We start from the raw sequence: 24660 nt of genomic DNA, 5'->3' as shown, positions 1-24660 counted from the left end.
GGTCTTGTACAGGATGATTATACAGTGAAAAATAATTAATAAATGCAACGTTCTCTCCCTAGGGTATTATTAACCTCAGCGTTATTGCTCCTAATAACACTAGGAGTTAATGCTCAGTCTGATAATCAGTTTTTAGAGAAAATTGGCATTGAAAAAGGACTTTCCTCTAATTACCCTACTAGTCTTATTGAAGACTCTAAAGGGTTTATTTGGATTGGCACCAATAATGGATTGAACCGATACGATGGTTACAAACCAAAAGTATTTAAGTATGACCCAAACAATAGCAACACCATATCAGAAAATTGGATTACCAGTCTATTAGAAGATTCTAATGGCAATATATGGATTGGAACAGAAGGTGGCGGCCTAAACCTTTACAATACAACTACAGGCGCTATAACTAGATTTACCCATAAAAAAAATGATTCCTCTTCTATCAGTAGCAACGTAGTACACAGAATATACGAGGATAGTAAGTCCAGACTATGGATTGCCACAAAAAATGGATTGAATTTACTAAATCGTTCCAAAAAAAACTTTCAGCATTGGAAACAACCTAAAGCATGTCAAAATTGTGACTATTCTGTAAAATCGTTGACTGAAGATGACAAAGGAAATCTTTGGGTTGGTGACGAGTTTCAAGGGCTTTACTACTTTATCCCCTCTAGTGGTAAATTCACCAAAACTCCTTTAAGCGCTTCCAATGAAAATGCACTTCCTTCAGAATTTATAAATGATTTGTATTATTTAAATGGGTTGTTATGGGTTGGTACGGACAACGGGTTAGCAGTATTGAATACACGTACTGAACCGTTTAAAAAAATACCACTAGATGTAACTGATACATATTCCATTAACAAAATGTGTATATGGAGGATTTATAATGACCATAATGGTAGTATTTGGTTATCTACAAATGGTAGCGGCTTATTGAATTACAACATAGAAACCCACGAATTAAAAATATATAAGTCCGATGGAAACTCTGCATACAAAATAGGAAGTAATTCCATAGAGGATGTCATCGTGGATAAATCCAAAAATATCTGGATGGCTACCACAGGAAACGGCTTAAACAAATTTGACTTAAAAAATCTGAACTTTAGTCATTGGGAAAAAGACAACCATAATAGTAATTCATTGGTCCATAATGGCGTACGGGCAATGTTGCAAGATTTAGACGGTACTATATGGGTAGGAACCAACAATGGTCTAAGCCGGTTTAACCCAAAAACCAAGCTATATAGAAATTATATAAAGGATTTTAATTACAGAGGTGATGTTAATATTCCAAGAATCCGTGTTATTGAACGTTCAAAAAATAATGACATATGGGTAGGCACGCAAAGTGGTGGCCTCTATAAATACAATCCAAAGCAAGATAGATTTATCTTAGAATTGGGTTTTGTAAAAAACAGATTGGCAAATAGAATAGGGCATGTTCAAAGTATTTATGAGACGGAAGATAATATACTATTAATTGGAACTATAGGAGCTGGTATGGTTACCTACAATACAATTACAAATGAAATTAAGAGTATATACTCAAAAGATAACCCCAATAAAATCTTAACGAGCTTAACTGCATATTGCGTACTAAAATCTTCCAACTCAGAAATATGGATAGGTACTGACGAAGGGTTAATTTTGCTCAACACCCATACTTTTGAATTTAAATTATGGGAAAACAAGGAAGCTTGCGACAACTGCATTGTTGGAAATAAAGTTCGTTCCTTGTATCGTGATAGCAACAATAGCATATGGATTGGAACTAGAAGTGGCTTAGCTATATTTGACCCGGAATCTGAAAAATTTGAGCAATATACCGTAGCCGATGGCCTTCCCAGTAATATCATATTTGGAATTCTACATGGCGGGGATGGTAATATTTGGGTGACAACCCCCAATGGGCTGTCTAAAATAAACCCGCTTACCATGCAATTTAAAAATATTGCCATACCCGGAAATAATATTCTAGACATGGGAGGGCATGCTCAAGGCTTAGATGGGAATTTGTTAGTAGGAGGCACATCTGGGTTTACAATTTTTAACCCAAAGGATATCAAAAGCAATCCATACATCCCTAGCGTAGTTTTTACAGATATTAAAGTTAACAATGAATCTATAGCGTTTGATAAAAACGTTTCCGAATTGGATTCCATAGACCTATCCTATGACCAAAATAATTTAACCTTTGAATTTTCTGCTTTAGAATTTACAAATTCCAATAGCAATGCATACAAATACAAATTAGAAGGGTTTACTGATAATTGGATTGAGTATGGCAATAAACATGATCTTACTTTTACCAATTTAGATCCAAAAACATATGTGTTAAAAATTAAAGGCTCCAATAATGAAGGGGTTTGGAATGAACAAGAAACATCATTGACTATTAACATAAAACCACCTTTTTGGAAAACACTGTGGTTTAGAATACTTAGTGTTTTACTAATTCTCGGGTCTCTTTTTACAGCCTATTATTTACGGATTGATAGATTGAAAAAAACAGAAGCCATGCTTCAAAAAGAGGTCTCTAAACAAACAAAAGAGCTAGTAGAGAACAATAAAAAACTAGAGGAACTAGATAGAGAAAAGGACGGAATCATTGGGATTATGGCTCATGACCTTAGAGGTCCTCTTAATAACATTCAAGGTCTTAGTCAGCTTTTAGAAAGTAATGAGAACCTAGATAATGAACAAAAAACATACATTGGGTACATTCATAAATCTGTTAGAAATGGTAATAGCTTAATCACAAATTTGCTCTTTATGAGTAATGTTAATCACCCCGAAAAAACAATTGAATTAAAAGACATTGAACTTTCTGAATTTATAGAAGAATGGGAAAAAAGCTATATAACCAGGTTAAATGAAAAAGAACAAGAACTAAGGAAGTTTATTGATAAAAAACCACTCCTAATTCATTCGGACCAAAAATTGGTTACCCGCATTTTTGATAATTTAATGACCAACGCAATTAAGTTTTCAAACAAAGGAAATAAAATTGACCTATCCGTAAAATCCAGTAACGACTCCATAGTGATTTCATTTAAAGATTATGGCCCAGGCATGTCTGAAGCTGATAAAAATAAAGCATTTAAAATGTTTCAAAAACTCTCCGCACGACCAACCGATGGGGAAAGTTCCCATGGATTGGGCTTAGCTATTATTAAAACATTGGTTGAAAAGCTAGAGGGTTCAATTAAAATTGAAAGTGAACTGGGGCAAGGCACTGCGTTTATTCTCCGTTTACCTAAAGGTAAAAATGTAACCTAAGCTTAAATCATCAATTATAACTACAACAATTTCTTATGACTTTTTGGCTATATCGGAAGGTCTAAGATATTCTAATCTGCGAGTTCAGTTCTAGTTTACATATACAACTGTTGAGGGTATGCTGGGACTTTAATCACGGCTATTTTGTATTTGCCAACTTTACTACTTACTTTAGATAACTACACATAACTAGGCATATATTCCAAAAGTCACAGCAATCCTCCACTCGGGAGGCTGTGCCTATCGGCAGGTATACCCGGACCGTTAGTAAACATTTAAAATTAAGCAGCCAATCCAATTAAATGACCAAAAGGAATATCGTAATTGCATCCCCATTTTTCATTATTGCAACGAACTTTGGAGTTGCTTTTATTTTTGGAGAAATTATTGGGAAATGGGCATTTATACCAATGGTTCTCCTAGGATGGATTCTTTGGTTATTCTTTATTTTAAAATACGGAGGAGTCGACTCCATTAAAAAATGGTTAAAAAAATCGACTGGAGCATTCGGTTGGAATATTCTGGCAATATTTATTGGACTAATTCCCTTACCATTGTTTTTGATGCATTACGAGCTGCTAGACACATGGCAAATATGGCTGCCGTGGATTTTACTAGCATTAATTAATCCATGGATTGAGGAATTTTATTGGCGTGGACTTCTTTTGGATTACATGAAAGACTGGCCCAGTTGGACTTCAATCTTATATACTGGCATACTATTCTCCATAAATCACGCGGCATTCGGAATAAATTCTAACGTAAATAGTGGTTTAGAATTAGTTATTTCAACTCTAATTATTGGAGTTGTTTGGGCAATCGTTTACAAGAAAACAAAGAGTTTACGGTGGACAATATTTGCACATTTTCTTGTTGATTTTCTAGGAGTTTCTACTGCCGCTTTTTTGGATTTATATGAAAAAGGTAGCTGGTAGCAGAACGTAAATAAAAACTTTTTCCAATAAAACCTCCTATTAAATGCTCTTATCCAGACCCCTAAAGTTTATAAATATTCTCTTTTACCCTTAGTCACCTTACTTTGCTTTCATATATCTTGCCCACCCTCCTACTCGTAAGTAGTACTAATCATGAAACAAACACAACCATTCAATAAATATTATACATTTTGTAGGAATCAAATGGTATGAATATTTACATTTCAGGCATAATCTGAATGTATGTACACTTAACAGAGTGGTTTTTATTCCCTAGTATTTAGAGAGATGTACACTAATGTACATGTCCAATTGTAATTTGCCATTTAAAGTCAACCTTAACGGAAATTAATCGCCATAGAATTATAACTATCTTGAACTGATCTAATGATGGAAGACTTGTCTGAATCCAAGCCTTCTATATCATCTATTTTATTAAACTCTCGCATATGGTCATTGCCCCATAAACTGAATTCAATGATTATCGGGGTTAAACTAATTCCTTTTTGTGTTAACAAATAAATATTCTCTTTTTTGTTTTCAGGAACTTTTGTTTTAAATATCAACTTATAAGATTCTAATAGTCTTAATCGTGCAGATAAAATACTTGGTGCAATCTTTTCGTCCGAATTGGATATTTCCTTGAAGGTCTTTTTATGCTTAAGGAGCATATCTCTAATGATTAACAAAGACCATTTATCACCAATAACATCTAGTGTAGATGAAATTGGACAGCCTGAGCGAAATTCTTTTTTCATTTTGAAATTTATTACTATTAAATCGATAGTAATTGTTATTTTTGCTATCAAATTGATAGCAAAAATACGAATATTAAGATAGAAATTATGTTAGCAGGACATTTTACAACGGCATTAATAGCAAAACAAAAATTCCAAAAAGGAGCTTTGCTTTATTTTTTAATCATATCCCAATTACAGGATTTATTATGGTTTACCTTTCATTATTTAGGACTTGAACCTACCGACCCAAGTGATGCTTTTGATGCAACTTTACATAATATGGCTGTTGATATGCTTTATAGTCACGATTTGTTGCCTCTATTATTTTGGTTAGCTTTTGTATTTTCAATCGGAAAATTGTTATTCAAAAGCACACAAATAGGATTAGTAAGTATGGCTTTAGTCTCTATCCACTTTGTTTTAGACTTCCTTTCTGGTCATATGCATCATCTGTTTGGTGCTAATACAATGGAAGCTGGTCTTGGTTTGTATGCTTCTAGCCCCTATTTAGCAATTTTTATAGAAGCTATATTTAGCATTGTAGTACTTTGGTATTTCTTTAGAGAAGAAGCAAAAAAGGGAATTATACGAACCACTAAAAATAAAACAGCCATTATTTCTGTTTTCGCTTATGGAATAGTTTTTATGCTACTCATTGCAACACGTTCTTTTAGAGACCTATTTAATATTCCAGAATTTGATTTAGGCTTTAATACCAATATGCCTACGCTCATTTTTACTTATGGAACAATGCTTTATTGTTTGAACTATTTTGTACCTAAATTTAAGACCATAAAATAGTTACGATAATGAGAGTAAAAACGGCATACAAAAATGGTTATAATTAATGCGCGTTTTGGTACTTAACCCAAAGTTAAGTACTTTAAATAAAGTCTACGAAATCTTTTAGATTTAGCTGTACACTAAAAGGTGAAAAAATAAGGTTTTGGCTAAGTGCTTAATTAAAAAATCAGTTCTTTTTAATCTTGCACTAATCATAGCCCTGTGGTCAGACACAATTAAAAAACAAAATTTTCTTAATTAAATTTTCTTGAAAACACTTCTACAACCAAAATATTGTTTTACCCTAATGGTTCTCAAATAAGTATATTATGAAAGATACTTTATTTTATACAAATCTTGAAAATCACAAAGCCCCCGTAAATAAAATACTTTCCGAGGCTACCCTATTCAAAAAAATCCCTGATGACTGGCATATTGTAGTTACAGATATAAAAGGTTCTACAGCATCTGTAGAAAACGGATTTTCTGAAATAGTAAATTTAATAGCAACAGGAAGTATAATTGCTGCATTGAATATCGCTTCAAAACATACTATAACTATTCCTTTTTTCTTTGGTGGAGATGGAGCTACACTACTAATTCCATCTATTTTACTACCAGAGATCATGGACGCTTTGACTTTGCATAAAGAAAATATTCAAAAAGAATTTGATATTTATCTAAGAGTTGGGAGTGTTCCTGTTTCTCATGTATACAAAAACAACCAAGAATTAAAAATTGCCAAGGCAAGTATTACCAAATTACACACAATACCAATAGTTTTAGGCAACGGTCTGCATTTTGCGGAAAAGGAAATAAAATCTAGAGATAAAATTCTAGATCAAGCACATGCAAAAAAGACTGCTTTAGATTTAGATGGCATGGAATGTAGGTGGAACAAAATTCCACCACCAGAAAACTCAAATGAAGTAGTTTCATTATTGGTTAACGCCTTAATTGAATCAAAACAAGCTTCTATCTTCCAAGAACTGTTAGAAAAAACAGATGAAATATATGGTTCACTAAGTAATAGAAACCCTATTTCTGTACCTAAATTAAAATTGAAATTAAAATTTAATTATCACCAGATTAGAACAGAACTGAAAGCGAGTAATAAGAAATTTGGAGTTATAAACTTTTTGAAGGTATGGATAACTGGCTTATTTGGTAAATATTATTATTTGCCCAGTGCAAAAGGTAGAAAATATCTAAATGAGTTAACGCAATTATCCGATATTCTAGTAATTGACGGGCGTATTAATATGGTTATCTCCGGTACTACAAAGCAAAGACAACGGTTAACTGAATATCTAGATGAGTTAGAAAAAAAGGAACTGATTGTTTATGGTATTCATGTTAGTAATACCAGTATAATGTCTTGCTATGTTCGCAATAGAAATGCCAAACATATCCATTTTGTGGATGGTGGTAGTAGTGGGTACACCAGAGCTGCCAAGGTACTAAAAGAGAAAATACACCATATACAATTAAGTCTGTAAGAGCATGGGCAACTCAGATAAGAGTTCGTTTATACCCAAATATGGAGCGTTATTTTTGCTTATATTCATAATTCACCCGGTGTTTTTAATATTGAAAAAACCTCTGAAAATTGACAGAATTACAGAAATATATTACTTCCTACTTTGGAATCACCAATGAAAATATGGACCAAATAACTTCATTGTTCACAGAATCGGAACTCAAAAAAGGGGAATATTTTACAAAAACTGGTCAATATTGCCAAAAACTGAGTTTTGTTCGAAGTGGTTTTATACGAATTTTTGCAAATGCCAATGACAAAGAAGTTACGCAATGGATTTCTACAAAAGGTTATTTCATAACCGACTTGTACAGTTTTAGCTTTAAACAAAGAGCAAGATGGAATATTCAAGCATTAACGGATTGTGAACTCTACACAATCAATAAGGAAAACTATGCCCTTTTGAATAGTGTTGTTCCAAATTGGGCAGAAATGGAAAAACAGTTTATTGCAGGTTGTTTCGTTCAATTAGAAGAAAGGGTTTTTAGCCATTTATCCCTTAGTGCCGAAGAACGCTACAACCAACTTTTCGAGAATAATAAAGCACTTTTTAATCAAGTTCCGTTGCAATATCTCGCGTCAATGTTGGGAATGTCTCCCGAAACATTTAGCAGAATTAGAAACAAAAAGATTTCTTGATTTTTGTCAAGAGCAAAAACTCGGTTTAAGCCGAGCTTTGCCATATAAATTACTATTATGACAAAGCAGATTAAAACATCTATTACAATAAGCGCTAGTAAAGAAAGAATTTGGCAAGTCCTTACCGCCTTTGACAAGTATCCTGAATGGAATTCATTTATTAAATCAGTTTCTGGAGACGTAAAAGTTGGAAACCAAATTCAAATAAAATTGCAAGGAATGACTTTTAAACCCTTTGTATTGACCTTGACTGAAAACACAGAGTTAAAGTGGCTTGGTCATCTTTGGTTTAAAGGTCTGTTTGACGGAGAACACCTATTTAAATTGACAGATAACGGAGATGGAACTACTCATTTTGAACAGAGCGAGCATTTTAGCGGAATTTTGGTTAAGCTGTTTTCAAAGAGTTTAGACAAAGACACCAAAAATGGATTTGAACAAATGAACAAGGAATTAAAGTTACGTGCGGAAAAGCACTAAGCACAACAAAACCTCCCTGCCGTTCTCTAAAGCTAATTCGTGTTTTTTTAGCTTTCTCAAGCTTAAACATAAAATGACAACTCTTCAATAAATATTACGCCCTTCTGTAAGAATAAAATGACGCGAATATTTATATTGCAGGTACAATCTAAATCTGGGTAGACTTAATAAAGTTGTGTTATATTCAAGTATTAGTAGACATCCGTGCTGTTGTACATATACTATTGTTGTACTTCATTAAATAAACATCCCGAATAATTGAAAAACAGAAAAAAGATAAGCGATTTTGAGAGTAGAAATCCTCTTTCATTATTTTATGAATTTGGAATGTCTCCTGATGAATTAAAATCCGAAATCATAGAATGTTTTTCAACCTATTTTCAAAATAAACAAAGACTAAAAAAACATTCGTCAACTGACCTAGTTAATAATTGGCTCTCTTTCCTCCTAGTTCAAAATGATTTTCCAGAATCAATAAAAAATATTGACGTTATACTTCAAATATTTAATGATTCTAAAAATAGAAACTTAGAAAAAACACTTGAAGCATACAACTCTTGGTTACCTGAAATTAGCCAAGGGATTTCAAGATTTTGGACCTTATACAATAATCAAATAGACATTAAAAGTCTCTGTATTGAGGATTATTTAGAAGAATCTTTAAGAATAATTGGACAGACTATTGAAGGTATTTCTAAACCTTTTATTAAGTTAATATTTCATTTAAACAGAATAAAACGAAATAAACAGTCCGATTTTGCTAAAATCCAATCGATAGATTTAGGTGATATAATTGATGAATTAATCTCAACAACTGACTTAGATGATTTATTAATAATCTCCAGTCACTCAATCAGATTAAATCAATGGAGAAATATTGCTTATCACCACAACTCCAAAATTATTGATGGTAAAATTATTTGTTGGTATAAAAAAAGTGGAATAAATGAAGAGTTTCAAATATCAAAAGATGAACTATTTGAAACTTTAACTAAGGTCTTATTAACGTTTAAACTAATTCGAATTTCAGAAACTATTTTTTGTTTTGACAATATAAACGAAATACAGGAATTAAGAGACTCTATTGAAAAAGAGCCTTTAAGTATTAAAGATGAAGCAAAATTATTAGACTTTAAATCATCTTTAAGTCTTCAAGGTTTTAAAATAAAAAAACTAAAAACTAAAAATGATTCTTCAGTATTAAAATTAGTTGATTTGCAAGAATATGGGGATTTCCAAAAAAGAGCAATTCATTCTTCTCAATTTTTATATAATCTCTGGCTACATACAAACTCAAAAAAATTAACTGTAGAATATTGTGTATTTAATGGTGATAAGTTTTTAGTTTCGGAAATAGACTCTTCTGTATTTGCAAATCATACAGATGGCGATTTGAAATTATCTGAACTATTAAAAGATATTAATTTTTCTTTTATTTCAAAAAATTACACTCAAAACAAAGACCCTTTTGAAAACTTAAAACTAACAAAGGAAATAAAAGAGTATCCTCAGGAATTTTATTCTCAACAAGGAGAAAAACTTACAATCGAGGAATTTTCAAAGAAATTCATATTAAGCATATTTGCAAACTACTTAGTTTTCATTTCAGAAAACTATAACAAAAATGACATTCAAATTAACATTGGTTCGGACGGTTCAATGGCAATAGCAGATAAGAAAATATTATTAAATGTTCCTGCAACAATTAAAAATAAAGCATATCAATTAAAACTAATAGAATTGCTAGAACACGTAATTGACCTATACTCTACTGGTGAATTAAAACGTGAAATTGTTGAAGATGCTAAAATGAACAATAAATATTATTTCAAAAAGTCGTTAGTTAAAGACCAATTGAAAAACAAATAACGAAAGCACAACACCATATATAATTTATTACTAGTTTTAGCCTACTTACGAAAATCCTCGCAACTAATCATGCACAAACACGTTGACGGTAATTTAAAATCGCAATTTCACTAAACTTAATCATACATATTTGTATCTTTTTTAATACAAAAGAATACATATAAATATTCTTTTATTTTGTTTTTTATATGTATTTGTATACTTTTGGTGTTATTTACATACATATATGTATAAAAATGGTATCAAATGAGAAACAAGAAAAAACTCCTCATAGAACAATTAGATAAAAAATTAATACATTTTAAAGATGTAGCAACGGTTCTGGTTCCACAAAAAGGATGGGTTAATACCATAAGAACCAGTCTTAATATGACGAGGGAACAATTAGGAATCAAACTTGATTTAACTAAAGGGGCTATCCAAAAAATTGAAGAACGTGAGGCAACAGGTCAGATAACCATAAATAAACTAAAGGATGTTGGTAATGCTTTAGATATGAAATTTGTATATGGTTTTATTCCAAAAGATGGATCCATTGAAAATCTAGTCAATTTAAAAGCCGAAAAACTAGCCCGAAAAATAGTTTTAAGGACTAATCAAAATATGAAATTAGAGGACCAAGGAATTGGAGATGAAAAGATAACTGAAACCATAAAGGAGCTTGCTGATGAAATTAAGCGAGAGATGAAAAAATCATTATGGGATTAGAATTCGATTATAAAGATGGACAAACACCTTTAGACGAAGAAGAAAAGGAAGGTCTTAAAATAAAGTCTATCACTACTCAAGGAGAACTAGATGAATTTGAGCAATTAAACATTGAAAAAGCAGTTGAATGGACTATTCATTCAAAATTTAAGGTTGAAAATATTTTAACTGAAAAGTTCATTAAAAACTTACATAAAAGAATGTATAGTGATGTTTGGAAATGGGCAGGACAATTTAGAAAGACTGAAAAAAACATTGGAATTCCTTGGACACAAATTGGGCTTGAATTAAAAAATTTACTTGACGACACTAAATATTGGATAGATAACAACACTTTTCCACCTGAAGAAATAGCTATAAGATTTAAACATCGTATAGTATCCATTCATTGCTTTCCAAATGGAAATGGAAGACACTCTAGAATGATGGCTGATATTATCATGGAATCAATATTTGGAAATGAAATATTTAACTGGCACCAATCAAATATGGTTAAAGCTAACGAAACAAGAAAACAATATATAAAAGCCTTAAGAGAAGCTGATAATGGTAATTTCAAAAAGCTAATTAAATTTGCAAAAAACTAATGCCAAAACATTACACACATTTAACCCCCACTCTACAACTCAATAAGTTTTATATGGTACCGGTTTAGTTTTACCTTCCCCATATTTTCAAGTTTTTTGAGCAATCTAGATATTACTACGCGAGAAGTATGTAGTTCATAAGCAATTTCCTGGTGGGTACTATTAATGGTGGTGCTGCCCGTAACCCGAGATTTATTTTTCAGGTATTTTAATAGACGTTCATCCATATTTAAAAATGCGATGCTGTCTAGCGTTTCCAATAATTCATTAAGCCTATTATGGTAACTTTCTAGAATAAAATTACGCCAGCTTGGGTTGTTGGCCATCCATTCTTCTATTAAACCAGGGAACAACAGGATCAATAAGTCCGAATTAGAAAAATAGGGAAAAGAAAACCTAAATCTCAAAATACGATATGGTAATGAACAACCTTTCAAGGTTGAACAAATACCACTATCTCCCCAAAAAGTATACAAGATTCGAAAATGTGTGTAAGTAAGTTGGTGGCCCTCCATTTTACCTTTGTCCTACTCTATTGGATAGTTAAAAAATAGGATATAATGAATACAACACAATTTGGCGAACAAGGGTGGACACCCGATAGAATTATAAGTCTTAAAGGCAAAACATTCGTAATAACAGGTACTACAAGCGGTACAGGTTATGAAGCTGCAAAAATATTATTGAAAAAAGGAGCAACCGTGGTTATGTTGAACCGTAACCTAAAAAAGGCTACCGTTACCATAGCAACCTTAAAGCAAGAATTGGGTAATGCAATACCTATAACCAACATAGAAATGGACTTAGCATCCTTGACTTCTGTTAAAAAAGCTGCAGAAGAGGTGCTTAAAACTGTAACACAAATAGACGCGTTGCTATGTAATGCCGCCATAGCTCAAGTACCCAAACAAACCTTTACCGAAGATGGTTTTGAAAGTCAGTTAGGGGTAAACCATTACGGCAATTTTTTACTGCAAGCATTACTTTACCCTCGTATAGAAGAATCTAAGGGTCGTATTGTAACCGTTGGCAGTATGGGGTACACTATGGGAATTAAGACCATAAAGTTCGATGATATGAACTGGGACAAGAACTATGGTCCTAACGATGTATATAGCCAAAGTAAACTGGCGCAGATTATGACAGTTTATGAATTACAGGATAAATTAAAAGAGGCGGGTAAAACAACTGTAAAAGCATATGCCTGCCACCCAGGGGCATCTTCAACATCACTAATAAAAACCAGTGGAAGCTTATTGACAAGATTCATGTGGCAAATCATGAAATTGACACCAATGGTACAATCAGCAGAAAAAGGTGCGTATCCAGAATTAATGTGTGCTACAGAACCAGATTTGGCCCAAGAAGGTTTTTACGGCCCAACAGGAAAAAATTATTGGACCGGTCCGGTAGGAGAATGCAAGCTAGAGCCACACGCAAAAGATAAACCCATAATGGAAAAGCTCTGGTCAGTATCAGAAGATGCTGTTGGTTATGAATGGAATGTTTAACAGTTGGGTTCCAATAATTGAAATCTAAGAGAAATGAAGCGCATAAAATACATAAGAATAGTTGTTATATTATTAACGTCCATCAACGCTTTTGCACAAAGCCGAAACTATAAAACGAAAACCGCTAAAGATGGCAGGACTACGGTAAAATATGAACTGGTCAAAGAAGAGGAAGGAACCCATTTTTATTACGTTGCCCAGACCACAGCCAACATTACCTTAGATGAACTAGATGCCTATTTTTCCAATACGAACAATCATAAAAAATTCTTGAAAAGAACACCTGTTACCCAAGAAATAGAAAAAATATCGGGGAAGGAATGGTTGGCATATTATTATTTTGATGCACCATGGCCAATGGCAGATAGCGATATTGTCATAAAAATTGATCGGGTCAAAAAAGATGACATACTTATTTTTACAGCAACGGCAGTTTCAAACGATTATAAACAAGAAGATGTTAAGAGAATGGCTAACTACAAGGTTGTTTATGAATTTAAGAAAGTAGATCCGGACATAACCAAAATTACCTATACTGCAGATTATGTACCAGTGGGATATGTACCTAATCTTTTGGCTAAAATGTGGTTTCCAGAAGGTCCAGCAAATATTGTAAACAATATTGGGACAACGAAATAAGTATAAAAACCCAGTATAAATTTTAATTTAGTAGAATAGATTATCTAAAACATCAGCTATGGATATTTTAAAAGCAGCTACTGATTGGGCTAAGGCCGAAGTTTTTTCTACTCCGTTTTTCATGCTCTTCGGAATGGTATTTTTAGTGGCGAGTGTTGGGTTCTGGCAACTGGGAAAGACAGATATGGCAAGAGCCTACATTATACCAACATTGGTAGCAGGTAGCTTACTTCTGATAATTGGTTTGGGCTTATTTTTTACCAATAAATCAAGAATAACACAATTTGAAAAGGCGTACCATACAGATGCAGCTGCTTTTGTAGATGCCGAATTGAAGCGAGCCGAAGCTACCTTAAAAGAATATGACACTATAGTCTTTACCGCAATACCGATAATCATTATTGCCTGTGCATTGGTTCTATTGTTGGTTAGCAGCCCAATTTGGAGAGCGAGTATGATTACAACAATAGCGATGTTGGTCTCCATTTTGTTGGTTGACGGTACCGCACATGCCAGAATAGACGGTTACAATAAACAATTACAGTTGGCAGCAAAAGAAATGAACAAGTAATATGCAGCACTTTAAAACTTTATCGGCATTTTTGGAGTATTTAGAACTCCCTGGTCCAGAACACCCCATGTTAAGTGTGTTTTCTGCCACGGAAGATGGTTTTTTACCTTGCCCAAAAGAAAGTTCACCACCCATTACCAACGATTGCTATACGATTAGCTTTAAGAAGATTGTAAAGGGCGATTTAAACTATGGCAGAACAACATATGATTTTACCAATGGAGCTTTATTTTTCATAGCCCCTAGACAAGTATTACAGTGGGATAGTAGCGCAGTTTTTGAGCAAAATGGTTTTTCAATCAACTTTCATGAAGACTTTTTAAAAGGGACGGAGTTGGCGCATCAGATCAAGAAATATGGTTTCTTTTCGTATTCGGTGAACGAGGCACTGCACCTTTCGCCAAAGGAGGAAAAACAGATGGCATCAATTGTGGAGAATATTGAAATAGAATATCAAAACAATCAAGATGAATTCAGCAAAGACATTATCATATCGCAGTTAAGTACCTTATTGAAATATGCCAATCGTTTTTATGAAAGACAATTTTTGAATAGAAAAGAACTCTCTACTAGCTTGCTAGAGCGGTTTAACCTGCAAGTATCTCAATTTTTCGAAACTGGTCAATTACAGAAAAAAGGTATTCCTAGCATAGAGCAAATTGCAGCTAAAATATCCGTTTCTCAACGCTACCTCAGCGACACTTTAAAAAAGGAAACCGGTAAAACTACTACAGAGCATTTGCAATTACTATTAATTGATGAAGCGAAGAACCTGTTGTTACAACCCAGTAAAAGCATAGCAGAAGTAGCTTATGAATTGGGTTTTGAATATCCGCCCTATTTTTCAAGACTGTTCAAAAAGAAAGAAGGTATCAGTCCTACCGAGTACAGAGAAAAATATAAATTGAATTAAGCTATGGCAAGCTTTGCACGGACACAGAACTTAAATTACAACTCCACAAGTTTTATATGGTACCGGTTTAGTTTAACCTTACCCATATTTTCAAGTTTTTTAAGCAACCTAGATATTACTACACGTGAAGTGTGTAGTTCATAAGCAATTTCCTGGTGAGTACTGTTAATGGTAGTACTTCCCGTAACCCGCGATTTATTTTTCAGGTATTTTAGTAGACGTTCATCCATATTTAAAAATGCGATGCTGTCTAGCGTTTCCAATAATTCATTAAGCCTATTATGGTAACTTTCTAGAATGAAATTACGCCAGCTTGGGTAGTTGGCCATCCATTCTTCCATTTTACTAATGGGCACCATAATTAGTTTTGCTTCGGTTTCCGCCACCGCCCGTATTTCACTCTTTCTGTGACCTACACAGCAGTTCAATGTCATGGCACATGTATCGCCATGTTCAAGAAAATAAAGCAATAGTTCATCGCCTTTGGCATCTTCCCTTAACACCTTTACAACTCCTGATACCAACAACGGCATAGATTTAATGAACTCCCCTATTTCAATAAGTTGAAATCCTTCCGGTATTTCCTTAAACGTGGCAACATTATCGATTTCTTGAAGAAGTTCATCTTCAAAAATATGTCCGTAATTATCTTGTAATGGCTGGTTCATCTTAAAAATTTAATCACTCTTTAATTTTACAGGTTTTAAACCCAAAAATCGTGTATAACGGACAGAAACTTATAAAACTTGTTATAATAAAAATTGCAGCTACGGCTAACAGTACGTAAGCTAAAGTACCCCCTATACTACCTTGCCAAAATAAGAATCCTACAATAGCAGCAAATATAAATCTGATAATGCGGTCTGTACTACCCATATTTTTTTTCATAATATTCAGAATTTAGTTGATGATGGTTTTGTCTTAAAATACACTTAGGCTAACCTACTTTTTCATACCTTTTAATTTGTATCAACAGCCATTGCCTGTCTATACTATTTAGACATTTTTCCGCTTACACAGCTAGCAAAAGAAATTGCTTTTGAAACCATAGAATTTTCGCTATCGATAGACGGGTAACCCAATACTTTTAGTTTCTCCTTAACCATAAGTGCATCGTTCAAATCTTCGTGCATAAAAGATACCATAGAGGTTTCTACATCTACCGAAAGGTTGGATATGTTCTCTATTTCCGATACTCTAGAGGTAATAGTTTTGGCACAACCGCCACACTTTAAATTTTGTACTATAATACTTGTTTTCATATCACTGGTTTAGTTGGTTATACAAACGTTTAACCCATTTCTTATTTAGTAACTTATGACCACCTTGAATAGCCGCCTTTTAAATCAAAGATTTGCGTAAAGCCCATATCTAAAAGCTTTCTTGCTGCTTTCTGACTTCTTGCTCCTGAACGACAATACACGTAAACCGGTTTTGTCTTATCTAGGTTTCCAAAGGATTTTTCAAAATTTGCCTGATTAAAAAAATCGATATTCTTGGCGCCTTTAATATGACCTCCGCTAAATTCATTAGCCGTACGAACATCTACCAATTGCACTTTGCTACCTGAAATAGCTGTTGCGTACTCTTTTTTATCCAAGATTACTATTTTATCAGAGGCTTCACTTTTACTACCAAATATTGAACTTAAGAATGACATAGTTTTTATGTATTAAAGGAAGGATTAAAAAAAGGAAACGGTCTAATTAGCCCTGACCGTTTCCCCATAAATAACCAACCAAATTTTAATATTATTTTTGTTTTATCGCCAGAAATCCCATCTATTATTACAATAGAACTACTGGTGTTATAGCTTTTATTTTAAAGTAGTGTGGTAGGACAAACGTAGTCCGATACTTTTATGCCCGTATTTTTAATTTCTGCAAAGCCACCTTCTACATCCACAAAATTATCCCAACCTCTTTGTTTTAATATAGACGATGCAATCATACTACGATACCCGCCTGCACAATGCACCACAAAAGGTTTTTCTTTAGGAAATTGAGCCAAATGTTGGTTAATTTCGTTAAGCGGTACGTTAATAGCACCTATTACATGTTCAGAGTCAAATTCGCTTTTTTTACGCACATCTATAACCAATGGTTTTTCTGATGCATAGGCTATCTCTAATTCTTTAGGTGTGATACGATTAACGGTCTCTACCTCTTTCTTGGCTTCTTTCCAGGTTTTAAATCCTTCTTTTAAATAACCAATGGTATTGTCATAACCTACACGTGACAATCTGGTAATAGCCTCTTCCTGTTTACCGGGATAGGTAATTAAAAGGATTTCCTGTTTAACATCTGGAATCATCTCGCCTACCCATTGGGCAAAGCTTCCGTCAAGACCTATATTAACGCTATTTGGAACAAACCCTTTTGCGAAATCTTTGGCATCTCTAGTATCCAATAGCAGTGCTCCCGTTTCATTTGCAACCACTTCAAAAGCTTCTGCTGATAAAGGTTTTTTTGCACGGTCCATAACCGTATCCAAGCTATCGTATCCTTTAATATTTATCATAACATTCTGTGGAAAATAACTGGGAGGCGTGGTCAAGCCCGTCAATAGCTCTTTAATGAACTCTTCCTTGGTCATATCTGCTCGCAACGCATAGTTGGTAGCTTTTTGGTGACCCAAAGTATCCGTAGTTTGCTTACTCATCTTTTTCCCACAGGCAGAACCTGCACCATGGTTAGGAAATACAATTAAATCATCGCTAAGAGGCATAATTTTGTTTCGTAAGGAGTCATATAGATAACCTGCCAACTTCTCTTCCGTTAAATCTGCAACTACATGTTGTGCTAAATCCGGTCTACCTACATCGCCAATAAACAATGTATCTCCGGTAATGATTCCATACTCTTTTCCATTTTCATCTATTAGGAGATAGGTTGTACTCTCCATAGTATGACCAGGCGTATGAATAACTTTTATTTTATAATCACCTACATTAAAAACTTGTCCATCTTCTGCTATTATAGCATCATAACCAGGTTTTGCCGTTGGACCAAAAACAATCTCTGCTCCCGTTTTCTTTTTTAGGTCTAGATGCCCACTCACAAAATCTGCATGAAAATGGGTCTCGAATACATATTTAATTTTAGCATGATCATTAATTGCCCTATCTATATAAGGTTGTACCTCACGTAGTGGGTCAAAAATAGCCGCTTCACCATTACTTTCTACGTAGTAGGCCGCATGTGCCAAACATCCTGTATAAATCTGTTCTATTTTCATTATGCTTTGCTTTATTTGATTAGGGTAAAATTACAACGACTTGAAAATCTGCGAAGTAACTTTAGTTACAAAGCTCATAAACTTTGAGACATTTAAGAATGATATTCGTCAGTTTCAAAAAATAAATAACAACGCTTTAGGGTCATAAAAAGAATACGGATAATACCATTATCCGTTCTTCAAAATAAATTCAGATTGCACTTTATTTTTTTCCATGACCTAAATCATGATATCATTTTTCTTGCTACAATACCTTTACAACCAAGAAATTGCATATATCTATAGCATGCGTTAAACATTTTACAGTTCTATGGAGTCCATTCACTGAGAACTTCCGTTGATTCACTTAAAGTAGCCATTTCGTATGAAACCATTTCTAATATTTGTAATTGTAAAAATGAATCTAAAACTAAAAATATGAGTGCAAAAGCAATGTTGATAGGTGTAACCACTATCGCGATATTCGCAATGTCATGCAAGAGCCAACAAGCTAACAGTGAACCTGCAAAACAAGGTCCACCTTCTGTTGATGCAATTTTCACTAAAATGGATTCTAATAAAGATGGTCTTCTTTCTAAAACTGAAGTGAACGGTCCTTTAAAAGAAACGTTTACAGAGATTGATACCAACAAAGATGGTTTCTTAACAAAAGAAGAAGTGGAAAAGGCTCCAAAACCATCAGGAAAGAGACCTCAAAGACAATAAGCATTTAAAATAATCTCACTTATAATTTAAAATCTCCTTATCATGAAAAATACACTTTACATTACTTTAGGCTGCTTTGCTTTTCTATTCTCTTTAAATAGTTGTAGCAGTGATTCAGATGACGAATCTATTGACGATAGTGTTGATGAAGAAGTATCTACGGAACTTGTAGTAAATGTAGATCCTGACTACTTCACAACAGATAATTTAACCATAACAACCGTACCCTGCACCCTATCTGACGGTACAGAAACAGATTGTTACCAGATAGTAACCAGTAGCACACCTACTGATCATGAAATGGGTCCTTGGTGTCCTGATAATATTACGGACAATGCAGAGGCTGGAGGTATATGGTTGGATAGCGGAGAAGTTTACGATGTAGATGGCGCCTTTATTCAGAACATGGCCAATTTTTATAATGATGAGAAATGGCAGATGTATGATGATAATGGTGACATTTATGTTACAGAAACAGAGGATGATTGTATAAATGCCGCTAACCCAGATGTTGGTACGGAATATGAAAACTTCTGTGTAGAATGTATTCCTTCTTACATCACTGATCTTACGCAAACTTGGTTAATACCTATTACCCCTGTTTTACAATCCGAAAATGCCTATTTCTCTACAGGTGGTGGCGGTCCAATGACTGCAAGTACAATCCCATCTACGCGTGGTGTTGCACTTAACGGAATAGAATATTCAGCGCCAGCTCCAGTAAATAATATTTTAAGTGCCTATACCCTTGCTCCTTTTGATGATGCAGGTGGTCATATTAACGTACACCAAGGATACCATTATCATGCTGCTACAGGTTATAGCACTACCATAGACCAGGATGATGACCATGCACCATTAATAGGGTATGCAATGGATGGTAATGGAATTTATGAAATGTTAGATGCAGACGGTAACGAGTCTACAGATTTAGATGATTGTAGAGGTCACTCAGATGACACTAGAGGTTACCATTATCATATTGATGCTGCAGGAAACAATAACTTTATTAACTGTTTAAAAGGTGCTTATGTCATTGAATAAATCCAGCAAAAAAAATGGGTTGCTTGTAGCCTTCTTATGGCTACTGCTCCCCATGGTGGCCTTTGCCCACTCCCCTTCACAATCAAGTACCATTTTAGTGGAGGGTAAGAATGGCGTTTGGACGCTTCAAATAAGAGCTTCCCTTACGGCTTTTGAACAAGTGGTTCATGCGGAATACACAGCTGAAGGTTATAAAACACCAGAAGAATTTCAAGATTTAATGGGTACACTTTTATCAAGAAACCTACATCTGAATATTGATGCTAAAGAGATAAACCTTGCTGAACCTATAATTAAATTAGGACATGAAACCATTGTGGTCTATAAGTTTGTTCCCCCGGCAAACTTTGAAACCGTGAAGTTGCAAAATACGCTGTTCCAAGATATAAACAGAAGTGCCAGTAGCTTTATGGTATTGAAAAATGGCTCCAAAAGAAACTTGTTTTCGTTGGATAAAAAAAACCAATACGCAGCTCAGGTACATTTTGAAAACAATGAATTTGTACTTCAGGAAAAATCCATTGGTTTAGCTGGTATCTCTGTCAATTGGTATGTACTTGGTTTTGTATTGATACTCGGAGCTTTTGGTATGGCGAAGAAATTTAAATCGAAGAAAAAATACCCTTTTGCCAGCAATTAAATAATAAACGGCTCACTTTGGTTTTGATTATTAAGCTAAAATCTAGCTTATAATTTTCAAAATCTATCAGTTTAAGTTGATGTAAAATAAGTTTATGAAATATAGAAGCATCCTGAAAATCGGAATTATAACCCTTGGGTTGGCAGTATGTACAGCTTGTGGTTCAAAACAGAAGAAAGATCAAATTGAGCATAACCAAATTAATCAAAAACAAAATGAAAAACGGCCAAGCGAAGGAAGGGACGAAAAACATCAAAGACCTTCTTTAAAAGAAATGTTCGCAGAAATGGATAGCGACAAGGATGGCAGATTGTCTGAAAGCGAAGTGAACGGCCCATTAAAAAACGATTTTTCAAAAATAGACACCAATAACGATGGTTATATCGGAGAAGAGGAATTAAAAAATGCTCCAAAACCAGAACGTGGTCCATCACACGGTAAACCTCCAAGAAGTGCTGAGTAGTACGGAAAAATAGCACTTGACCTAGTATTCCTCTGCAGTGTTATTTAACCCTATGCTAATTGTAATAAACATATAACTTTAAAATGCCTTTGCGGTATTGAATCCGTACTAATTAATCCAATTAAAATAAATAATCATGATTAAATTCAATTACATCTTTGGATTCTTGACAGTTATTTCACTCAATTTTGGTTCATGTAGTTCTGATGACACTACAGATAGTGATACAGACACGGAAACCGACACAGAAACATCTACGGACAGTGGTGATTATTTAATTACAGAAGCGGCATTCAACAGCACCTCTCTAGTATCTTTTGAGACAGTTACCGCTACCCTAGAAGATGGTACAAGTGCAGAATGCTTTCAATTAACTTTTTCAAGCAACCCCGTAGAGAGTGGCCCTTTTTGCCCGGAAACTATCAATGATATTGGTGGCCTAGGAGTTTATGACGGAGATACAAATCCCGGTTTTCAAGTAATGAAAGCAGAATTGTTCAATGCTATGGAAGCAGATGGTTATGACATTGTGGATGACGAGGGCAACATTAATATTGATGATTTTGCTTCAGGGCCTGTTGATGGTGATTTATCCTATTGTTTGGAAGCTGCACCAGATAACAACCTGCAATTAACATTTTTGATTCCAACAACACCAAAATTGGCCTCTTCAAATAATGATATTGATACAATTGAGTTGGTCGGTGTTTCAATAGATGGTGCTCCTATTAACGGTGCCCCTCCTTCTGTAGCTAACCCAGGTAGAGAAAAAGCAGGTAACATTCCTTCTCTTGACCCTTGTGGCGGACATCATGATCCTGCGGGATATTACCATTGGCATTTTGTAGCAGAAACAATGAACCAGGTCTTGGAGGCTAATGACATAGCAGACGTTTCATGTACGTTGGTCGAACAAGTGGTTGACACCAAATTAATAGGTTTTGCAAAAGACGGTTTCCCAATCTATGCCTATGGGGTGGAACCAGACGATTTAGATGATTGTGGCGGAAGAACCGCAGCCACAACAGATTACCCAGATGGTACCTATCACTATGTTGCTAGTAATACAGATGCTCCAAACGTTCCAAAATGCCTTAAAGGCGTAGCGGCAAGCAATAACTTTAGTTACCAATAATAAGCGTTATGAAAAAGATTTTTATTTTTTGCTTACTTACTTTACTGACCATAAAAATGGCGTACGCCCACAATCCATTGTCGGCTACCTACTATTTAGAGGTCAAACAAGAATTGGGAATATTGAACGTTAGTGTGAGCCAAGCTGGTTTTCAAGAAGCGCTGAACAAACATTACCCAGAGGTTGAATTCGATAAACTATCAGCTATTGAATACAAGAAATTAGCAGTAGATTATATAAAAGGTAATTTTAATTTAACGGTTAACGGTAATCAGGTGCAGCTTTTAAATGGCGGACTAAAACTGGGAGACCATCAGACCGACCTTAAATTTATAACCTCAGATTTACCTGACGCGTTCAACACCTTAGCTATTAATATTGATGCTTTCAAGGAAAATGAACACCATCAAACGGTTTTTTCCTTATCTCTAAATGGCGTATCCGACAAGGTTATATTATCCGAAAAAAATAATTACGGTACTTCGGTTGAATTTGAAGACAGTAAAATGATAGCCAAAAAAGAAAGCTTCAACACAAAATATTTGTGGTTTTTTACTGCGATTCCTGTTATTATTGTGGGTAAAAAATTGTTCTCGTCTCAGAAGGATAGCTAATACGTAGCTATACAATTCATTTTTAATTCAATACCAAAAACAGCTATGCAATCTAAGATTGCATAGCTGTTTTTTTTATTTTAACGCAGATAGCGAATTTCCTTTCTACCACTATCCGTTCTTAGATTATAGCCGCCTTTCACCACCTTATTTTCTTTCATGACCTATGTCATAGTCAGTATTATCTTACTATAATATCTTTAGTATCTAGAAAACAAACTTGTAACGTTGGTAAAAACGCTAATAAGCATTGCAAAATGGCTTTTAAAATCGCGAAGCTTGTAATTAATAGTAAAGAAAGAACAGAAAACCTCAAATTAACAACTGGGATAAATAGCAACCTAAAAAAATTTAGACCTGAATAATTCTATAAAATGAAAAAAATTATAATTCCTACCGATTTTTCAGCAAATGCACAAAAGGCTATTGATTATGCGCTCCTTCTTTTCAAAAATGAGACTTGCACATTCTATATCCTACATGCTTATCATGATGCGCCTTCTGCCCCAGGGTCTAAAATGACCTTTCAGGAAGATTTAAATAAACTTGTGAAAGTATTACAAGCTCAAAATACGACCTACAATCATCGTTTTGAGGCTATCCTTGAAACCGATTCAGTTTTTAGCTTGACCAAGCGTACTGTTTTTAGCGAGAAAGCAGATTATATCTTTGTAGGAACAAAAGGGCTGTCTTCGCTCCGCGAAGCTTTTATAGGGACCAATACGCTTCAGCTCATTAGAGATATTACTAATTGCCCTATAATCTCCGTACCCTCTGTCTATACTATTAATAGTCTAAAGGAAATTGTTTTTGCAACTGATTTCAAACATACCTTCAAAACTGAAGAGCTTGCCCCTATTGTCCAAATGGCCCTAATCTGTAATGCCGATCTGAACATAGCTCATATTAAAACCGAAGAAAACTTGAGTGACGAACAAAAAATAAACAAAGAAGTATTGAGAAACGGGCTCAAGGGAGTAAAAGGTCATTTTTTTGAAATTGATCTTCAAGATTCTGTAGCCAATACCTTGGTTCAAATAAAAAAAACAAATCAAAATGTAGGTATGCTATCCATTTTAAAGACCAAGCACGGTTTTTTTCAAACCTTAACACGTGAGAACATCGTAAAAAGTATCGCTTTTAAAACTGAGGTGCCATTTATGGTTTTGCCACAAATTGAATAAAACAAATTATTTAGAAGAAGAAAACATTAAATAAATAGGTCTTAAAATCTAGGATATGGGGGAAATAGCTACATCAAAAAGACAGATTACATTTTACTATAGCTCAAAATCAATGCGGGCAAAACAAGCTTTGGCCTATGCTAAAGCAGAAGGGTTACCCATAGAAGAAATTGATCTTCTCAAAAATAAACTTACCGGAACACAAATCTTAGAACTAGCAGAACGACTACAATTAGAAGTGGCGGACTTGGTAAATAAAGAGATTGCAGCCTATAAAAAACACTTTGAGCAGTATAGTTTATCTACAGATGATTGGATAAAAATGATACGGTACAATCCTCAAATTATAAAACAACCTATTGCCCTACGTGGTAACAAGACCATTTTGGTCAAAACCCCTACAGATATAACTAAACTATAAATCCTACTGCATATAACGTC

At 34.2% G+C, this 24660-nt stretch carries 28 protein-coding genes; 21 read left to right on the top strand and 7 right to left on the bottom strand.

Annotation, left to right across the window (positions count from 1 at the left end):
- The first annotated feature begins 42 nt into the window (after nt 1–42).
- Both IWB64_RS12465 and IWB64_RS12460 read left to right on the top strand, forming a co-directional pair.
- Nucleotides 43–3282: a ligand-binding sensor domain-containing protein gene (locus tag IWB64_RS12465; RefSeq protein ID WP_194534309.1), complete on the top strand. Its 3240-nt coding sequence runs from the start codon at nt 43–45 to the stop codon at nt 3280–3282.
- A gap of 302 nt (nt 3283–3584) precedes the next feature.
- Nucleotides 3585–4217: a CPBP family intramembrane glutamic endopeptidase gene (locus IWB64_RS12460; protein WP_194534308.1), complete on the top strand. Its 633-nt coding sequence runs from the start codon at nt 3585–3587 to the stop codon at nt 4215–4217.
- 338 nt (nt 4218–4555) lie between these two features.
- On the opposite strand, the gene IWB64_RS12455 is transcribed toward IWB64_RS12460, so the two are convergent.
- Entirely contained in the window at nt 4556–4975 is a 420-nt protein-coding gene (locus tag IWB64_RS12455; protein ID WP_194534307.1) for a winged helix-turn-helix transcriptional regulator, read from the bottom strand.
- 87 nt (nt 4976–5062) lie between these two features.
- On the opposite strand from IWB64_RS12455, the gene IWB64_RS12450 reads away from it, so the two are divergent.
- The 7 genes from IWB64_RS12450 (at nt 5063) to IWB64_RS12420 (ending at nt 11563) form a co-directional block, all read left to right on the top strand.
- On the top strand, nt 5063–5758 hold the full coding sequence (locus IWB64_RS12450) for a hypothetical protein (RefSeq protein WP_194534306.1): 696 nt from the start codon (nt 5063–5065) through the stop codon (nt 5756–5758).
- Between the two features lie 311 nt (nt 5759–6069).
- Entirely contained in the window at nt 6070–7239 is a 1170-nt protein-coding gene (locus IWB64_RS12445; RefSeq protein ID WP_194534305.1) for a DUF3095 family protein, read from the top strand.
- A gap of 110 nt (nt 7240–7349) precedes the next feature.
- A complete protein-coding gene (locus IWB64_RS12440; protein WP_194534304.1) occupies nt 7350–7919 on the top strand; it encodes a Crp/Fnr family transcriptional regulator in 570 nt (189 codons plus the stop codon).
- Nucleotides 7920–7976: 57 nt separating this feature from the next.
- Nucleotides 7977–8399 (top strand): SRPBCC domain-containing protein, encoded by a 423-nt coding sequence (locus tag IWB64_RS12435; protein WP_194534303.1) that lies wholly within the window; start codon nt 7977–7979, stop codon nt 8397–8399.
- A 258-nt stretch (nt 8400–8657) separates the two neighbouring features.
- Nucleotides 8658–10268: a hypothetical protein gene (locus tag IWB64_RS12430; RefSeq protein WP_194534302.1), complete on the top strand. Its 1611-nt coding sequence runs from the start codon at nt 8658–8660 to the stop codon at nt 10266–10268.
- Nucleotides 10269–10514: 246 nt separating this feature from the next.
- The gene (locus IWB64_RS12425; RefSeq protein WP_194534301.1) at nt 10515–10976 is read left to right on the top strand and encodes a mobile mystery protein A; all 462 of its coding nucleotides are present in this window, start codon (nt 10515–10517) and stop codon (nt 10974–10976) included.
- Nucleotides 10967–11563 carry a mobile mystery protein B gene (locus IWB64_RS12420; RefSeq protein ID WP_194534300.1) on the top strand — a complete coding sequence of 199 codons (597 nt, stop codon included), beginning with the start codon at nt 10967–10969 and terminating at the stop codon, nt 11561–11563. Before IWB64_RS12425 ends, IWB64_RS12420 begins: the two co-directional genes overlap by 10 nt.
- A 32-nt stretch (nt 11564–11595) precedes the next feature.
- Here IWB64_RS12420 and IWB64_RS20440 read toward each other — a convergent pair whose 3' ends face one another.
- Complete coding sequence (locus IWB64_RS20440) at nt 11596–11925, bottom strand: Crp/Fnr family transcriptional regulator (protein WP_317171973.1); 330 nt, start codon at nt 11923–11925, stop codon at nt 11596–11598.
- A 198-nt stretch (nt 11926–12123) separates the two neighbouring features.
- Between IWB64_RS20440 and IWB64_RS12410 the strand changes: the two genes are divergently transcribed.
- Genes IWB64_RS12410 through IWB64_RS12395 form a run of 4 tightly spaced genes read left to right on the top strand, consistent with a single transcriptional unit; the run spans nt 12124 to nt 15197 of the window.
- Complete coding sequence (locus IWB64_RS12410) at nt 12124–13074, top strand: SDR family oxidoreductase (protein WP_194534298.1); 951 nt, start codon at nt 12124–12126, stop codon at nt 13072–13074.
- Nucleotides 13075–13107: 33 nt separating this feature from the next.
- Entirely contained in the window at nt 13108–13713 is a 606-nt protein-coding gene (locus tag IWB64_RS12405; protein WP_194534297.1) for an SRPBCC family protein, read from the top strand.
- Between the two features lie 58 nt (nt 13714–13771).
- Nucleotides 13772–14284 (top strand): hypothetical protein, encoded by a 513-nt coding sequence (locus IWB64_RS12400; protein WP_194534296.1) that lies wholly within the window; start codon nt 13772–13774, stop codon nt 14282–14284.
- A 1-nt stretch (nt 14285) separates the two neighbouring features.
- On the top strand, nt 14286–15197 hold the full coding sequence (locus tag IWB64_RS12395) for a helix-turn-helix domain-containing protein (protein WP_194534295.1): 912 nt from the start codon (nt 14286–14288) through the stop codon (nt 15195–15197).
- 35 nt (nt 15198–15232) lie between these two features.
- Here the strand turns inward: IWB64_RS12395 and IWB64_RS12390 are convergent, their stop codons facing one another.
- The 5 genes from IWB64_RS12390 to IWB64_RS12370 all read right to left on the bottom strand — a co-directional run bounded on the left by IWB64_RS12390 (nt 15233) and on the right by IWB64_RS12370 (nt 18434).
- Nucleotides 15233–15865, bottom strand: coding sequence for a Crp/Fnr family transcriptional regulator (locus tag IWB64_RS12390; RefSeq protein ID WP_194534294.1), 633 nt, complete (start codon nt 15863–15865; stop codon nt 15233–15235).
- Nucleotides 15866–15878: 13 nt separating this feature from the next.
- Nucleotides 15879–16073, bottom strand: coding sequence for a YgaP family membrane protein (locus IWB64_RS12385; RefSeq protein ID WP_317171999.1), 195 nt, complete (start codon nt 16071–16073; stop codon nt 15879–15881).
- A 116-nt stretch (nt 16074–16189) separates the two neighbouring features.
- Nucleotides 16190–16459, bottom strand: coding sequence for a heavy-metal-associated domain-containing protein (locus IWB64_RS12380; protein WP_194534292.1), 270 nt, complete (start codon nt 16457–16459; stop codon nt 16190–16192).
- A 53-nt stretch (nt 16460–16512) separates the two neighbouring features.
- Nucleotides 16513–16857: a rhodanese-like domain-containing protein gene (locus tag IWB64_RS12375; RefSeq protein ID WP_194534291.1), complete on the bottom strand. Its 345-nt coding sequence runs from the start codon at nt 16855–16857 to the stop codon at nt 16513–16515.
- A 161-nt stretch (nt 16858–17018) separates the two neighbouring features.
- A complete protein-coding gene (locus IWB64_RS12370) occupies nt 17019–18434 on the bottom strand; it encodes an MBL fold metallo-hydrolase (protein WP_194534290.1) in 1416 nt (471 codons plus the stop codon).
- 417 nt (nt 18435–18851) lie between these two features.
- Between IWB64_RS12370 and IWB64_RS12365 the strand changes: the two genes are divergently transcribed.
- The 8 genes from IWB64_RS12365 to IWB64_RS12330 all read left to right on the top strand — a co-directional run bounded on the left by IWB64_RS12365 (nt 18852) and on the right by IWB64_RS12330 (nt 24640).
- Nucleotides 18852–19139: an EF-hand domain-containing protein gene (locus IWB64_RS12365; protein ID WP_226975867.1), complete on the top strand. Its 288-nt coding sequence runs from the start codon at nt 18852–18854 to the stop codon at nt 19137–19139.
- 42 nt (nt 19140–19181) lie between these two features.
- Nucleotides 19182–20183 carry a YHYH protein gene (locus IWB64_RS12360; protein ID WP_194534289.1) on the top strand — a complete coding sequence of 334 codons (1002 nt, stop codon included), beginning with the start codon at nt 19182–19184 and terminating at the stop codon, nt 20181–20183.
- Nucleotides 20170–20823: a hypothetical protein gene (locus IWB64_RS12355; RefSeq protein ID WP_194534288.1), complete on the top strand. Its 654-nt coding sequence runs from the start codon at nt 20170–20172 to the stop codon at nt 20821–20823. Before IWB64_RS12360 ends, IWB64_RS12355 begins: the two co-directional genes overlap by 14 nt.
- Before the next feature lie 94 nt (nt 20824–20917).
- A complete protein-coding gene (locus IWB64_RS20435; RefSeq protein ID WP_226975866.1) occupies nt 20918–21286 on the top strand; it encodes an EF-hand domain-containing protein in 369 nt (122 codons plus the stop codon).
- Between the two features lie 136 nt (nt 21287–21422).
- Complete coding sequence (locus tag IWB64_RS12345) at nt 21423–22421, top strand: YHYH protein (protein WP_194534287.1); 999 nt, start codon at nt 21423–21425, stop codon at nt 22419–22421.
- 8 nt (nt 22422–22429) lie between these two features.
- Nucleotides 22430–23035, top strand: coding sequence for a hypothetical protein (locus tag IWB64_RS12340; protein WP_194534286.1), 606 nt, complete (start codon nt 22430–22432; stop codon nt 23033–23035).
- Between the two features lie 374 nt (nt 23036–23409).
- Entirely contained in the window at nt 23410–24219 is an 810-nt protein-coding gene (locus tag IWB64_RS12335) for a universal stress protein (RefSeq protein WP_194534285.1), read from the top strand.
- A 55-nt stretch (nt 24220–24274) separates the two neighbouring features.
- The gene (locus IWB64_RS12330; protein ID WP_194534284.1) at nt 24275–24640 is read left to right on the top strand and encodes an arsenate reductase family protein; all 366 of its coding nucleotides are present in this window, start codon (nt 24275–24277) and stop codon (nt 24638–24640) included.
- Nucleotides 24641–24660 lie beyond the last annotated feature (20 nt).

Source organism: Zobellia nedashkovskayae (assembly GCF_015330125.1).
GTDB classification, from domain to species: domain Bacteria; phylum Bacteroidota; class Bacteroidia; order Flavobacteriales; family Flavobacteriaceae; genus Zobellia; species Zobellia nedashkovskayae.
The sequence above is the reverse complement of the archived record's forward strand: the minus strand, read 5'-3'. Positions and strand labels throughout refer to the sequence as shown.

Coding starts and splice junctions, on each gene's coding strand:
- IWB64_RS12420 (WP_194534300.1), top strand. CDS start 10,967: ATGGGATTAGAATTCGATTATAAAGATGGACAAACACCTTTAGACGAA.
- IWB64_RS12405 (WP_194534297.1), top strand. CDS start 13,108: ATGAAGCGCATAAAATACATAAGAATAGTTGTTATATTATTAACGTCC.
- IWB64_RS12385 (WP_317171999.1), bottom strand. CDS start 16,073: ATGGGTAGTACAGACCGCATTATCAGATTTATATTTGCTGCTATTGTA.
- IWB64_RS12460 (WP_194534308.1), top strand. CDS start 3,585: ATGACCAAAAGGAATATCGTAATTGCATCCCCATTTTTCATTATTGCA.
- IWB64_RS12345 (WP_194534287.1), top strand. CDS start 21,423: ATGATTAAATTCAATTACATCTTTGGATTCTTGACAGTTATTTCACTC.
- IWB64_RS12370 (WP_194534290.1), bottom strand. CDS start 18,434: ATGAAAATAGAACAGATTTATACAGGATGTTTGGCACATGCGGCCTAC.
- IWB64_RS12335 (WP_194534285.1), top strand. CDS start 23,410: ATGAAAAAAATTATAATTCCTACCGATTTTTCAGCAAATGCACAAAAG.
- IWB64_RS12390 (WP_194534294.1), bottom strand. CDS start 15,865: ATGAACCAGCCATTACAAGATAATTACGGACATATTTTTGAAGATGAA.
- IWB64_RS12355 (WP_194534288.1), top strand. CDS start 20,170: ATGTCATTGAATAAATCCAGCAAAAAAAATGGGTTGCTTGTAGCCTTC.
- IWB64_RS12435 (WP_194534303.1), top strand. CDS start 7,977: ATGACAAAGCAGATTAAAACATCTATTACAATAAGCGCTAGTAAAGAA.
- IWB64_RS12400 (WP_194534296.1), top strand. CDS start 13,772: ATGGATATTTTAAAAGCAGCTACTGATTGGGCTAAGGCCGAAGTTTTT.
- IWB64_RS12445 (WP_194534305.1), top strand. CDS start 6,070: ATGAAAGATACTTTATTTTATACAAATCTTGAAAATCACAAAGCCCCC.
- IWB64_RS12375 (WP_194534291.1), bottom strand. CDS start 16,857: ATGTCATTCTTAAGTTCAATATTTGGTAGTAAAAGTGAAGCCTCTGAT.
- IWB64_RS12410 (WP_194534298.1), top strand. CDS start 12,124: ATGAATACAACACAATTTGGCGAACAAGGGTGGACACCCGATAGAATT.
- IWB64_RS12425 (WP_194534301.1), top strand. CDS start 10,515: ATGAGAAACAAGAAAAAACTCCTCATAGAACAATTAGATAAAAAATTA.
- IWB64_RS20435 (WP_226975866.1), top strand. CDS start 20,918: ATGAAATATAGAAGCATCCTGAAAATCGGAATTATAACCCTTGGGTTG.
- IWB64_RS12465 (WP_194534309.1), top strand. CDS start 43: ATGCAACGTTCTCTCCCTAGGGTATTATTAACCTCAGCGTTATTGCTC.
- IWB64_RS12340 (WP_194534286.1), top strand. CDS start 22,430: ATGAAAAAGATTTTTATTTTTTGCTTACTTACTTTACTGACCATAAAA.
- IWB64_RS12330 (WP_194534284.1), top strand. CDS start 24,275: ATGGGGGAAATAGCTACATCAAAAAGACAGATTACATTTTACTATAGC.
- IWB64_RS12395 (WP_194534295.1), top strand. CDS start 14,286: ATGCAGCACTTTAAAACTTTATCGGCATTTTTGGAGTATTTAGAACTC.
- IWB64_RS12455 (WP_194534307.1), bottom strand. CDS start 4,975: ATGAAAAAAGAATTTCGCTCAGGCTGTCCAATTTCATCTACACTAGAT.
- IWB64_RS12450 (WP_194534306.1), top strand. CDS start 5,063: ATGTTAGCAGGACATTTTACAACGGCATTAATAGCAAAACAAAAATTC.
- IWB64_RS12365 (WP_226975867.1), top strand. CDS start 18,852: ATGAGTGCAAAAGCAATGTTGATAGGTGTAACCACTATCGCGATATTC.
- IWB64_RS12360 (WP_194534289.1), top strand. CDS start 19,182: ATGAAAAATACACTTTACATTACTTTAGGCTGCTTTGCTTTTCTATTC.
- IWB64_RS12380 (WP_194534292.1), bottom strand. CDS start 16,459: ATGAAAACAAGTATTATAGTACAAAATTTAAAGTGTGGCGGTTGTGCC.